Source organism: Atlantibacter sp., from assembly GCF_032062175.1.
Taxonomy (GTDB): Bacteria; Pseudomonadota; Gammaproteobacteria; order Enterobacterales; family Enterobacteriaceae; genus Atlantibacter.
Window position 1 is genome coordinate 103,751 of sequence record NZ_DAMBQK010000013.1, and the last position, 12,626, is coordinate 116,376.

Sequence of the window (12,626 nt, forward strand, 5' to 3'; positions counted from 1 at the left end):
CAGCCTCTTATTTGTTTCTGTTACACATCGGGAAGCCCAGCGCTTCACGGGAAGCGTAGTAGGCTTCCGCCACAGCTTTGGTCAGCGTGCGAATGCGCAGAATATAGCGCTGACGCTCGGTTACCGAGATGGCCTTACGGGCATCCAGCAGGTTGAAGCTGTGTGCGGCTTTCAGAATACGTTCATAGGCTGGCAGCGGCAGCGGGTTTTCCAGCGCCAGAAGCTGCTGGGCCTCTTTCTCATACTGCTCGAAGCAGGTGAAGAGGAAATCCACGTCCGCGTATTCGAAGTTATAGGTCGATTGTTCCACTTCGTTTTGATGGAACACGTCGCCGTAGGTGGTTTTACCCAGCGGACCGTCGCTCCACACCAGGTCATAGACACTGTCCACGCCCTGGATATACATGGCGAGACGCTCAAGACCGTAAGTGATTTCACCGGTCACCGGCTTACATTCCAGACCGCCAACCTGCTGGAAGTAGGTAAACTGAGTGACTTCCATACCGTTCAGCCACACTTCCCAGCCGAGGCCCCAGGCACCCAGCGTTGGGTTTTCCCAGTTATCTTCCACGAAGCGAATATCATGAATCGTTGGGTCCATACCCAGCTCTTTCAGCGATCCCAGGTACAGTTCCTGAATATTGTCCGGCGAGGGTTTGATGATCACCTGGAACTGATAGTAATGCTGTAAGCGGTTCGGGTTTTCGCCGTAACGACCATCGGTCGGGCGGCGGGAAGGCTGCACGTAAGCGGCCGCGATGGGCTCAGGCCCAAGCGCACGCAGACAGGTCATTGGATGTGAGGTGCCGGCACCGACTTCCATATCCAGCGGTTGAACGATGGTGCAGCCCTGGCGGGCCCAGTAATCCTGTAAGGTCAGGATCAAGCCCTGAAAGGTCTTGGTATCAAACTTTTGCATGTTGATTTCGCACGCGATACGAGTGGGTTTAAGTGGAAGCGACCAGTATATACTCAAAAGGCTCAGCGTTGCATCACAGGGGCAACGGAACGGGGCGTCAAATCGGGCTTCAGGATGGATTTGCGGCGATTTACCAGGATTATTAACCGCCTTTCGGGGATTTAACGCATCGACAGATGTAAAAACTGCCCATTCATATCGAATGCGCAGGTAAACCCTTCCTGGCGTGCGGTACTGCCCTGCATTTCGTAACTTCCCTGAAAAGCGTCGAAATCCGTAATGCGGATATTCTGGCTGGAAAGGTTATAGCGATGAGCAGCGTTTTCCCGGCACTGGTTTTCCATCGCCAGCGAGTGCATCGGCGTAACCTTTGCTTTTTGGGCGTGCTGCGGCTGCGTTTCCTGGCTGGCGCAACCGGCGAGGAGGATGACGGCGGCAAGCATAGAAAAGCGTATGGGTGTCGTAGTCATTATACTTTGCTACCAGTGAGTAAGGGTTTATCCGCGCATTCAGGTCAGAATGCATTGTGGCTGGCCCACGCGGCACGTCGCAAGCCGCAGGAAACAAACTCGGACTGATCCGAGGTACAGTGAATAATTATTAGACCGACACTAGCGGAATAGCAAAGTGTGAGCCGGGGAGAAAATGCAGCAAAAGATAAACTGGATAGATAATTTGCGCGGCATCGCCTGTTTGATGGTGATTATGATCCACACCACGACCTGGTACATTACTAACGCCGACGTTGTGACGCCTTTTAGCTGGAATTTTTCCAACGTTCTGAATTCCGCCTCACGCGTCAGCGTTCCGCTGTTTTTTATGATTTCAGGCTACCTGTTTTTTGGTGAGCGCAGCGCCGAACGACGCCACTTTTTACGCATCGGGTTGTGTCTGCTGTTTTATAGCACCGTGGCGTTTCTCTATATCGCGCTGTTTACCTCAATCAGCCCGCGTTTATCGTTAATCAATCTGTTTCAAAAACCGGTGTTTTATCACCTGTGGTTCTTCTTCGCGATTATCGTTATTTACCTGCTGTCACCGTTGATTGCAGTGAAAAAAGTCGGGCTGCCGGTAATTTTTGGGCTGCTGTTGGTGGCAGGCGTGATCGCCAACCCGAATACAGTGCCGCAGAGTTTTCACGGCGTAAAATGGCTACCGGTAAACTTGTATATCAACGGCGATACGTTTTATTACGTGCTGTATGGATTATTAGGCCGCGCCATCGGCATGCTGGAAACGCAGGATCGCCGCTATACCGTTATTGCCGCACTGCTGTTTATCGCCTGCGTCACGTTAATCAGCCTGGGAACACATTCGGAACTGGCGCGTGAAGGTAACTTTAGCGACACCTTTTATCTCTACTGTGGGCCGCTGGTTTTCATCGCCGCATTGAGTCTGTTTGTGGTGGTGAAAAATACCCTTAATGCCCGTCCATTGCCCGGACTGGCATTAATATCTCGCTACTCGCTCGGCATTTACGGCTTCCATGCTCTTTTTATTCATGCGCTGCGCACGCGTCATATTGAAATCACACACTGGCCGGTGCTGGATATCATCTGGATCTTTAGCGCCACGCTGGTGGGTTCGCTGATACTTTCTATGCTGTTGCAGCGGATTGATACGCGCAGGTTGGTCAGCTAGCGCGCTGCCGGGCGCGATACAGCTGGCGCGGCGATGAAAATCCTGCCGCATGGGAAGCCTGTTCAACGCCCTGCCCTTGCAGCAGGCGTTGTTCAGCCTGCGCCAGGCGAAGCTGCTCCAGATAATCGCGCACGCTAATGCCCAGATGCTGCTGGAATAAGCGCGACAGGTGGCGCGGGCTGACAAACACCCGCGCGGCGATATCCGGCAGCCGCCATTCAGATTCCGGTGAGCCCGACAGCAAATCCTGGGCTTTATGTACCGCCGGATGCATATGATTACGGTAGCGCAGCCAGGGCGATAGCTGCGGGTCCTCACCCGAACGGCGAAACCACACCACCATTTCACGGGCCACGTCTAACGCCAGTTGCGGGCCATGCAGTCGGTTAATCAGATGCAGGGATAAATCAATGCCGGACGTGATGCCCGCGCTGGTCCAGATACCGCGATCTTCGACAAAAATCCGCCCTTCACGCACGATAGCGCTCGGTTCGGCAGACTTAAGCCGCGAGATCACATCGTGATGAGTAGTGCATTCCACGCCATGCAGCAGGCCGGAACGTGCCGCCAACAGCGAACCGGAGCAGACGCAAACCAGCTGTAAATCTTCACGCTGAATGGCGGCGAGCTGGCGGCCCAGCCAGCGGCGCGCCTCCACCGCCTGCGGCGTATCGAAATAGCGCGCAGAGTCGCTGACGCCGGAAAGCACCAGCAGGCTCCCTTTCGGCAAACTGTCAGGAAGCGGGCCTATGCCGCCCATGGTCAACCCGACCGAGGTGCTGACTTCTGGTTGTGGCCCAATGTAGTGCAGGTTGAACGCATCACGTGCCAGGCCCAGCGTTTCCGCAGGCCCGATCATGTCCAGCGCCAGCGTACCGGGCAACACCAAAAACCAGACATCTGTTTTCATCTCAGTGACTCCAGGCATTCAGAGACCGTTTGCACCGTGGCGAAGCGGCCTTCCAGCACCATTTCAGTACGATGGCGCAGGGTTTGGCTATCCAGAGTAATGTCTTTATAGCGCATCGCAAAGGTCAGCATTGCCTCAGAAACAAAACTTACCCGATACCCCAGGTCAGACGCCACGCGTGCTGTGGTTTCGCAGCACTGCTCGGTACGAATCCCACAAATAATCAGATGGTTGATTCCCCGGACGCGTAACCAGTGGTCCAGCCCGGTGTCGGTAAACGCGTTATGAACATGCTTATGAAAAGTGACATCTGCCTGATGCGTCAGAAAAGGCATCGGCTTCACATAGCCGGACTCCAGCGAAAACGGCCCCTGGTCGGCAACATGGAATATGTCCACCATCGGAATATCCAGCTTTTGGCAACCGGCAATCAGTTGTGAAATCGCCAACTGGAAATCCGGGAAGTCGATATCTTCCCAGTAATCGCGATGAAAAAAAGAAACCTGGGTATCGATGTTAATCAATGCGGAATGTGACATTTCAGGACGCCTCGCTCAGTGGGTGTAACCCCATTCTGGCAAGGCGTCTGAAAGCGGGTAATACCAAAAACGGACAAAGAAAGGTAAAACCAGGACGACTCGCGTCGTTACTTCATCAACGGCGCTAGCTGCTGATAAATCTGCCGGAATGTCTCACGTCTTTCGCTATAGCGTTTGACGTTAGCATCGTCAGGTTGATGCTGCTGCTCCAGATGCAACGGCGGCAGTAAATCCTGCAGCGGACGCCCAGGCGAAAGCGCAATCTGCGCCAGCCGCGCCGCGCCCAACGCCGGGCCGACATCGCCGCCGGTGCGGTAATCGAGCGTTTGCCCGCTGATATCCGCCAGCATTTGCCGCCAGTATTCGCTGCGCGCCCCGCCGCCGATCAGCGTGATGCTCTTTGGCTGCAATCCGCAGCTGTGTACGACGTCCATCCCATCAGCCAGCGCATAGCCCACCCCTTCAAGCACGGCCTGCGCCAGTTCCGCCGGGCCGTGCTGATGGGTCATGCCAAAAAACACGCCTTTGGCGTTCGGGTTGTTATGGGGCGTCCGCTCGCCGGAAAGATAGGGAAGAAACCACACCGGGCCCGCATCGACGTTAGCCTGTTTTGCTGCGTCAATTAACGCCGGGACACTGCCCAAACCGGTAAGTTTCGCCGCCCAGTCCAGGCAGGAAGCGGCGCTCAGCATGACGGACATCAGATGCCAGCGTTTGGGTAATGCATGGCAAAAACTGTGAACGGCGCTTTCCGGTTTCGATAAAAAGCCATCGCTAACCGCAAAGTAAACACCTGACGTTCCTAAAGAAAGCATTGCCTGCCCGGCATCGGCGATGCCCACGCCAACCGCGCCTGCGGCATTATCACCGCCGCCTGCAACGACCGGCACAACAGGCATATTCCAGCGGCTGGCGATATCCGCCGTTAACGTTCCCGTGACTTCACTGCCTTCAAACAGTGCAGGCATGTGCTGACGCGTTAACCCGCACGCCTCAAGCATCACCTCACTCCAGTCGCGCTTGCCAACGTCCAGCCACATCGTTCCCGCCGCATCAGACATATCGCCGGCAAACTCGCCGGTCATCCGTAAACGCAAATAATCTTTAGGTAATAAAACCTTATCGACCTGTTCAAACACCGCAGGCTCATGGCGCTGCACCCATAGCAGCTTGGGCGCGGTAAAGCCCGGCATCATCAGGTTACCGGTAATGGACCGGGAATCAGCGACCCGGGACTCAAGCAGTTGGCACTCTTCGCCGCAGCGGCCATCGTTCCACAAAATGGCCGGGCGCAGCACCCGCTGCTGTTTATCCAGCAGCGTTGCGCCATGCATCTGCCCAGCAATGCCCAGCGCTTTTACGTCATGCAGACTGTGCTGTGCGCCCAGCGCCTGCATCGCCTTGTCAGTTGCTTGCCACCATGACTCGGGATCCTGCTCTGACCACAGCGGATGAGGGCGCGATACCGTCAGCGGTTCAGAATGCGTCGCCAGCAGTTCGCCCTCCTCGCCCAGCAAAATGACCTTCACGCCCGAGGTACCCAAATCAATCCCGATATACATGGCGGCAACTCCTTAATCAGCGCCACCGTTGTGGCGCAGGGTTTTAACGATCGAACAGATAATGGTTAACCAGATTTTCTAACAGCTCCTGATGCCCACTCTGATGGCGCGGTGCCAGATTCTGCTGCTCAGCGTACTTCGCTAATTGCTCCAGCGAGAGCTGTCCTTTCAGGATTTGCTGGCCCAGTTCACCATTCCAGCCGGCATAGCGTTTGGCAACGCGGCTATCCAGTTCGCCGTCTTCGATCATGCGCGCGGCCACTTTCAGCGCCAGCGCCATGGTATCCATCGCGCCAATATGACCATAGAACAGATCGTATTTATCAGTACTTTGACGGCGCACTTTGGCATCAAAGTTCAGCCCGCCGGTGGTGAACCCGCCTGCTTTGATGATTTCATACATCACCAGGGCGTTCTCTTCCACGCTGATCGGGAACTGGTCGGTATCCCAGCCCAGCTGCGGGTCGCCACGGTTGGCGTCAACGGAACCGAATATGCCCAGCGCAATCGCCGTGGCAATTTCATGGTGGAAAGAGTGTCCGGCCAGCGTGGCGTGGTTAGCTTCGATATTGACCTTAATTTCTTTTTCCAGGCCAAACTGTTTCAAGAAGCCGTAGACCGTCGCCACATCGTAATCGTACTGATGTTTCGTCGGCTCCTGCGGTTTTGGCTCAATTAACAGCGTACCCTGGAAGCCGATTTTGTGTTTATGCTCGACCACCATTTGCATGAAACGGCCAATCTGCTCGCGCTCCTGACGTAAGTCGGTATTAAGCAGAGTTTCGTACCCTTCGCGACCACCCCATAGCACGTAGTTTTCGCCGCCCAGACGGTGCGTGGCGTTCATGGCCGTGACTACCTGCGTGGCCGCCCATGAAAACACTTCCGGGTCCGGGCTGGTTGCCGCGCCTGCGCCGTAGCGCGGATTGGTGAAGCAGTTGGCGGTGCCCCACAGCAATTTCACGCCTGACTGCTGCTGTTTCTGCTCAAGCACATCGACCATATGGCTGAAATTATTCAGATACTCTTTAAGCGATGCCCCTTCCGGCGAGACGTCAACATCGTGGAAGCAGTAATACGGCACATTCAGCTTATGGAAAAACTCAAACGCCACCTCCGCTTTACGGGTCGCCAGCGCCAGCGCATCGCCCGGCTGCTGCCAGGGACGGTCAAAGGAGCCGACGCCAAACATATCCGCGCCATTCCAGCAGAACGTGTGCCAGTAGCACGCGGCGAACCGCAGATGATCTTCCATGCGTTTACCCAGCACTTTTTGGTCCGGGTTGTAATGACGAAACGCCAGAGGGTTCGACGTCTCTGGTCCTTCATATTTCACACGTTCAAGCTGGTCGAAATAACTTTGCATAATTAACTCCGTAATCAGAGAGCGGGTTCGAGCACTGTGTAAAATAATCCTGGATATTAGCCGCCCGTTACTCAATTACGTTATTTCACACTTCCATTAAGATAATGCACAAACGCGCCACCGGTCACAAAATCTATATTTACAGAAATGGCAAAACTGCGAGGAATTATCCAGAACCAGGCAATCCGTATTATTTGTTAAATTTAAAATTCGATCGCGGTCATAAAACAGAAAACAAACAAAAAAACGTAATGCCGGGACGAAAATCTGTAATTGAAGGTTTATCGCTTCCAGGTCAAAACTCTAAACGTTTACTGAAAAGAACGTCTCTTTACTCTGAGTTGTAATACGCCACTATCACTCTATACCCTAGATAATTCGAGTTGCAGGACAAAGCCTAAAGGGCTTTGAACAGCGATTGCGCTGGCCCCGAAGGGGCAAAGCCGAAGGCTGAGTCACGCGGCAAGGGAGCGAATCCCAGGAACGTACATAAGTACATGACTGGGATGAGTGAGCGCAGACAACGCACCTGCTACTTGAAGTATGACGGGTATATAACAGGTACTAACACTATGAAGATAAAGAACCTTACCCTCACCCTGTGCGCTTCGTTGCTGTTGACCAGCATGAGCGGCATCGCCAAAGAAGTGAAGATCGGCATGGCAATTGACGACCTTCGTCTGGAACGCTGGCAAAAAGACCGCGATATTTTCGTCAATAAAGCGGAGGCGCTGGGCGCAAAAGTCTTTGTACAATCGGCAAATGGTAACGAAGAAACCCAGATGTCGCAGATTGAAAACATGATAAACCGCGGCGTCGATGTATTAGTCATAATTCCTTACAACGGCCAGGTATTAAGCAACGTGGTGGCCGAAGCCAAACGCGAAGGAATTAAAGTACTAGCGTATGACCGAATGATTAATAACGCCGATATCGATTTCTATATTTCTTTTGATAACGAAAAAGTGGGTGAATTACAGGCTAAAACGCTGGTTGATAAAGTGCCGCAGGGTAATTACTTCCTGATGGGCGGTTCACCAGTGGACAATAACGCCAAACTGTTCCGCGCCGGGCAGATGAAAGTGCTGAAACCCTTTATCGATGACGGCAAAATTCATATCGTCGGCGATCAGTGGGTAGACGGCTGGCTGCCTGAAAACGCCCTGAAAATCATGGAAAACGCCTTAACGGCCAACAACAACAAAATCGATGCCGTTGTCGCTTCTAATGATGCCACCGCAGGCGGCGCAATCCAGGCGCTGAGCGCCCAGGGGCTGGCCGGTAAAGTCGCCATTTCCGGGCAGGATGCAGACCTCGCTGGCGTGAAACGCATTATCGCCGGTACTCAGACCATGACGGTGTATAAGCCGATCACCGAACTCGCCAATACCGCAGCGCAAATTGCCGTGGAATTGGGTAATGGGCAAACGCCGAAATCTGACGCGAAACTGAATAACGGGCTTAAAGATGTGCCAGCCCGCCTGCTGAATCCTATCGAAGTGGATAAAACCAATATCGAAACCACTGTCATCAAAGACGGCTTCCACAAGCAAAGCGATTTGTAATCTCTGGGCGCCCGCAGTCATTTGCGGGCGCTATCGGCCTGAATTCAACCGTGAACAACGGGGTTGGCATGCCTTACTTACTTGAGATGAAAAACATCACCAAAGCTTTTGGTGTTGTCAAAGCGGTGGATAACGTCAGCCTGAACGTCAACGCAGGCGACGTGCTTTCTCTGTGCGGAGAAAACGGCTCCGGGAAATCCACGTTAATGAAAGTGTTATGCGGCATTTATCCGCATGGCAGTTTTGACGGCGAGATCTGGTTCGCCGGGGAAAAGCTCGAAGCGAGCCATATTCGCGATACCGAGCGCAAAGGCATCGCGATTATTCACCAGGAGCTGGCGCTGGTTAAACACCTCACCATCCTGGAAAACATTTTTCTGGGCACAGAGATCACCCGCCACGGCGTGATGGATTATGACGCGATGACGCTGCGCTGCCAGAAGCTACTGGCGCAGGTGAACCTGAACCTTTCGCCCGATACCCGCGTGGGTGATTTGGGCCTTGGCCACCAGCAACTGGTAGAAATCGCTAAAGCGCTGAATAAACAGGTGCGGTTACTGATCCTCGATGAGCCGACGGCGTCGCTGACCGAGCAGGAAACCACGGTATTGCTGAATATCATTCGCGATCTGCAAAACCACGGTATCGCCTGTATTTATATTTCTCACAAGCTGAACGAAGTGAAAGCCATCTCCAACACCATCTGCGTGATCCGCGACGGCCAGCATATCGGCACCCGCGATGCAGAGCAGATGAGCGAAAGCGACATTATCACCATGATGGTGGGCCGCGAGTTAACCTCGCTTTACCCCAACGAACCGCATCAGGTACATGACGAGATTTTGCGCGTCGAGCACCTCACCGCCTGGCATCCGGTCAATCGCCACATTAAGCGCGTGAACGATATTTCGTTCAGTCTGCGGCGCGGGGAAATCCTCGGTATTGCCGGCCTGGTCGGCGCTGGACGAACCGAGGCGGTGCAATGCTTATTCGGCGTCTGGCCTGGGCGTTGGGAAGGCCAGATTATTATCGACGGCGCGCCGGTTTCGATTAAAAACTGCCAGCAGGCCATTGCCCACGGCATCGCGATGGTGCCGGAAGATCGCAAAAAAGACGGCATCGTGCCGGTAATGGCGGTAGGGAAAAATATCACTTTAGCGTCGTTAAGCGATTTTACCGGCCCAGTGAGTACCCTGGATGATGCGGCGGAACAGCAGTGCATTTTGCAGTCCATCGCCCGGTTGAAAGTGAAAACCTCGTCCCCGGAACTGGCGATTGGCCGGTTAAGTGGCGGGAACCAGCAAAAAGCCATTCTGGCGCGCTGTCTGCTGCTTAACCCACGCATTCTGATCCTCGATGAACCGACCAGAGGCATCGATATCGGGGCCAAATATGAAATCTACAAGCTGATTAACCAGCTGGTGCAACAAGGCATCGCCGTCATCGTTATTTCTTCAGAATTACCGGAGGTTCTCGGCCTGAGCGACCGGGTACTGGTGATGCATGAAGGACGTCTGAAAGCCAATCTGATCAACCAAAACCTGACCCAGGAGCAGGTAATGGAAGCGGCCCTGAGGAGCGAACCCCATGTCGAAAAGCAACCTGTCTGAAATAAAACTCGCTGCTCCGCTGGCGAAAACACCCGGTGGCCTGAAAGCACTTAACTTACAAGTGTTTGTCATGATCGCCGCCATCATTGTGATTATGCTGTTTTTTACCTTTATGACCGAAGGCGCGTATCTCAGCGCGCGTAACGTCTCCAACCTGCTGCGTCAGACCGCCATTACCGGCATCCTGGCGGTAGGCATGGTGTTCGTGATTATTTCGGCGGAAATTGACCTGTCTGTTGGCTCAATGATGGGGCTGCTGGGCGGCGCGGCGGCGATATTCGACGTCTGGCTGGGTTGGCCGCTGCCGCTGACGGTGGTGGTCACGCTGGCGCTTGGGCTGTTGCTGGGTACCTGGAACGGCTGGTGGGTCGCCTATCGCAAAGTGCCGTCATTTATCGTCACCCTTGCGGGAATGCTGGCGTTTCGCGGCATCTTAATCGGTATTACCAACGGGACGACCGTTTCGCCGACCAGTAATGCCATGTCGCAAATCGGCCAAAGTTATTTGTCTAACGGCATTGGTTTTGTCGTCGGTACGCTTGGACTGATGGCGTTTATGGCGTGGCAATGGCGTGGTCGGGTACGCCGCCAGACCTTAGGATTACCCGTTAATGCCGCCAGCGGTACGGTAGGCAAACAGGCGCTCATCGCGGTGATCGTCCTGGGCGCAATCTGGTTGCTGAACGACTATCGCGGCGTGCCGACGCCGGTGTTAATCCTCGCGCTTTTGCTGCTGGGCGGAATGTTTATGGCGACGCGTACCGCCTTTGGACGCCGGATTTACGCTATCGGCGGCAATATCGAAGCGGCGCGCTTATCCGGTATTAACGTCGAGCGCACTAAGCTGGCGGTGTTTGCGATAAATGGCCTGATGGTGGCCATAGCCGGGTTGATATTAAGCTCGCGGCTCGGCGCAGGGTCCCCTTCCGCCGGGAACATTGCCGAGCTGGACGCGATTGCCGCCTGTGTCATTGGCGGGACCAGTCTCGCGGGCGGGATTGGCAGCGTTGCCGGGGCGGTAATGGGTGCCTTTATCATGGCCTCGCTGGATAACGGCATGAGCATGATGGACGTGCCGACCTTCTGGCAGTACATCGTAAAAGGCGCAATTCTGTTGCTGGCTGTCTGGATGGACTCCGCCACCAAGCGACGCGGCTAATAAACTGCGTAACCGATCGCAATGCCGGAGCGTAAAAACTCCGGCATCTTGTCATTTATGCTATTCAGGAAAGGGAAGAACTGCCAGGGCTACGTCATGTTTGAAAAACGTCACCGTATTACTTTGCTGTTTAACGCTAATAAAGCCTATGACCGGCAAGTTGTTGAGGGGGTAGGAGAATATCTTCAGGCGACCCAATCGAGCTGGGATATTTTTATTGAAGAGGATTTCCGGGCGCGTATCGATAACATTAAAGAGTGGTTAGGTGACGGCGTCATCGCGGATTTTGACGATAAGGAAATTGAGCTACTGTTGGCGGATGTGAATGTGCCAATCGTCGGCGTGGGCGGCTCCTATCATCGCGCGGAGCATTATCCTCCGGTTCATTACATCGCCACCGATAACTATGCCCTGGTTGAACAGGCCTTTCTGCATTTGAAAGAAAAAGGCGTACATCGCTTTGCCTTCTACGGATTACCTGCGTCCAGCGGTAAACGCTGGGCGGCGGAACGCGAACACGCGTTCTGCCAGCTCGTGGCCCAGGAAAAATACCGTGGCGTGGTGTATCAGGGCCTGGAAACCGCGCCGGATAACTGGCAACACGCCCAAAATCGCCTGGCAGACTGGCTGCAAACCCTGCCGCCGCAAACCGGCATTATTGCGGTAACCGATGCGCGCGCCCGCCACGTCTTGCAGGTCTGTGAGCATTTGCATATTCCGGTGCCGGAAAAGATTTGCGTGATTGGTATCGATAACGAAGAACTGACGCGCTACCTTTCACGGGTCGCGCTGTCGTCGGTGGCGCAAGGCACACGCCAGATGGGTTATCAGGCGGCAAAACTGCTTCACCGCCTGCTAGCTAATGAAACCCTGCCGCTGCAACGCCTGCTGGTGCCGCCGGTCAAGGTGGTTGAACGCCAGTCCACGGATTACCGCTCTCTGCACGATCCAGCCGTGATTCAGGCGATGCATTACATCCGTAATCACGCCTGTAAGGGCATTAAAGTTGAACAGGTGCTGGATGCTATTGGCATGTCGCGATCTAATCTTGAAAAACGGTTTAAAGAAGAAGTTGGCGAAACCATTCACGCCGTGCTGCACGCCGAGAAGCTTCATAAAGCGCGCAGTCTGCTGATTTCCACCTCGCTCTCCATCAACGAGATTTCACAAATCTGCGGCTATCCATCGCTGCAATATTTCTATTCGGTTTTCAAAAAAGAGTACGATGCCACGCCGAAAGATTATCGTGAACGCCATAGCGAGTTTTCCCGTTAGGCAATAAAAAACCCGGCCTGATTAGCCTAATGCTTGTCAGTTAAGCTTTGAAGGTGGCCGCAGCGCGTAGCGCTGTGGCC

Annotated in this window: 11 protein-coding genes; 5 read left to right on the top strand and 6 right to left on the bottom strand. The window is 54.1% G+C overall.

Annotation, left to right across the window (positions count from 1 at the left end):
- Window positions 1-7: 7 nt before the first annotated feature.
- Together glyQ and RT120_RS13300 are read right to left on the bottom strand one after the other, a co-directional pair.
- The gene (gene glyQ / locus RT120_RS13295) at window positions 8-919 is read right to left on the bottom strand and encodes a glycine--tRNA ligase subunit alpha (protein ID WP_125292786.1); all 912 of its coding nucleotides are present in this window, start codon (window positions 917-919) and stop codon (window positions 8-10) included.
- A gap of 161 nt (window positions 920-1,080) precedes the next feature.
- Window positions 1,081-1,389 (bottom strand): YsaB family lipoprotein, encoded by a 309-nt coding sequence (locus tag RT120_RS13300; RefSeq protein WP_312983180.1) that lies wholly within the window; start codon window positions 1,387-1,389, stop codon window positions 1,081-1,083.
- A gap of 175 nt (window positions 1,390-1,564) precedes the next feature.
- On the opposite strand from RT120_RS13300, the gene RT120_RS13305 reads away from it, so the two are divergent.
- Entirely contained in the window at window positions 1,565-2,560 is a 996-nt protein-coding gene (locus RT120_RS13305) for an acyltransferase (protein ID WP_312983182.1), read from the top strand.
- Here the strand turns inward: RT120_RS13305 and RT120_RS13310 are convergent.
- The 4 genes from RT120_RS13310 to xylA form a co-directional block, all read right to left on the bottom strand.
- Window positions 2,553-3,470, bottom strand: coding sequence for a GlxA family transcriptional regulator (locus RT120_RS13310; protein WP_312983184.1), 918 nt, complete (start codon window positions 3,468-3,470; stop codon window positions 2,553-2,555). The two genes, RT120_RS13305 and RT120_RS13310, sit on opposite strands and share 8 nt — an antisense overlap.
- Window positions 3,467-4,009, bottom strand: a complete 543-nt coding sequence (locus RT120_RS13315) for an isochorismatase family protein (protein WP_312983186.1) — start codon at window positions 4,007-4,009, stop codon at window positions 3,467-3,469. Before RT120_RS13315 ends, RT120_RS13310 begins: the two co-directional genes overlap by 4 nt.
- A 107-nt stretch (window positions 4,010-4,116) precedes the next feature.
- Entirely contained in the window at window positions 4,117-5,571 is a 1,455-nt protein-coding gene (gene xylB / locus RT120_RS13320; RefSeq protein WP_312983187.1) for a xylulokinase, read from the bottom strand.
- 43 nt (window positions 5,572-5,614) lie between these two features.
- A complete protein-coding gene (xylA, locus tag RT120_RS13325) occupies window positions 5,615-6,937 on the bottom strand; it encodes a xylose isomerase (protein ID WP_312983188.1) in 1,323 nt (440 codons plus the stop codon).
- A gap of 572 nt (window positions 6,938-7,509) precedes the next feature.
- Between xylA and xylF the strand changes: the two genes are divergently transcribed.
- From xylF to xylR, 4 genes are all read left to right on the top strand, one after another.
- Window positions 7,510-8,502, top strand: coding sequence for a D-xylose ABC transporter substrate-binding protein (gene xylF / locus RT120_RS13330; protein WP_312983190.1), 993 nt, complete (start codon window positions 7,510-7,512; stop codon window positions 8,500-8,502).
- 68 nt (window positions 8,503-8,570) lie between these two features.
- On the top strand, window positions 8,571-10,112 hold the full coding sequence (locus RT120_RS13335; RefSeq protein ID WP_312983191.1) for a xylose ABC transporter ATP-binding protein: 1,542 nt from the start codon (window positions 8,571-8,573) through the stop codon (window positions 10,110-10,112).
- On the top strand, window positions 10,090-11,271 hold the full coding sequence (gene xylH / locus RT120_RS13340) for a xylose ABC transporter permease XylH (RefSeq protein ID WP_312983193.1): 1,182 nt from the start codon (window positions 10,090-10,092) through the stop codon (window positions 11,269-11,271). The genes RT120_RS13335 and xylH overlap by 23 nt, the downstream gene beginning before the upstream one ends.
- Before the next feature lie 96 nt (window positions 11,272-11,367).
- A complete protein-coding gene (gene xylR, locus RT120_RS13345; RefSeq protein ID WP_312983194.1) occupies window positions 11,368-12,546 on the top strand; it encodes a D-xylose utilization transcriptional activator XylR in 1,179 nt (392 codons plus the stop codon).
- The last annotated feature ends 80 nt before the right edge of the window (window positions 12,547-12,626 follow it).

Bases quoted from the DNA above. Each gene is read 5' to 3' on its own strand.
- glyQ (WP_125292786.1), bottom strand. From the start codon at position 919: ATGCAAAAGTTTGATACCAAGACCTTTCAGGGCTTGATCCTGACCTTA.
- RT120_RS13300 (WP_312983180.1), bottom strand. From the start codon at position 1,389: ATGACTACGACACCCATACGCTTTTCTATGCTTGCCGCCGTCATCCTC.
- RT120_RS13305 (WP_312983182.1), top strand. From the start codon at position 1,565: ATGCAGCAAAAGATAAACTGGATAGATAATTTGCGCGGCATCGCCTGT.
- RT120_RS13310 (WP_312983184.1), bottom strand. From the start codon at position 3,470: ATGAAAACAGATGTCTGGTTTTTGGTGTTGCCCGGTACGCTGGCGCTG.
- RT120_RS13315 (WP_312983186.1), bottom strand. From the start codon at position 4,009: ATGTCACATTCCGCATTGATTAACATCGATACCCAGGTTTCTTTTTTT.
- xylB (WP_312983187.1), bottom strand. From the start codon at position 5,571: ATGTATATCGGGATTGATTTGGGTACCTCGGGCGTGAAGGTCATTTTG.
- xylA (WP_312983188.1), bottom strand. From the start codon at position 6,937: ATGCAAAGTTATTTCGACCAGCTTGAACGTGTGAAATATGAAGGACCA.
- xylF (WP_312983190.1), top strand. From the start codon at position 7,510: ATGAAGATAAAGAACCTTACCCTCACCCTGTGCGCTTCGTTGCTGTTG.
- RT120_RS13335 (WP_312983191.1), top strand. From the start codon at position 8,571: ATGCCTTACTTACTTGAGATGAAAAACATCACCAAAGCTTTTGGTGTT.
- xylH (WP_312983193.1), top strand. From the start codon at position 10,090: ATGTCGAAAAGCAACCTGTCTGAAATAAAACTCGCTGCTCCGCTGGCG.
- xylR (WP_312983194.1), top strand. From the start codon at position 11,368: ATGTTTGAAAAACGTCACCGTATTACTTTGCTGTTTAACGCTAATAAA.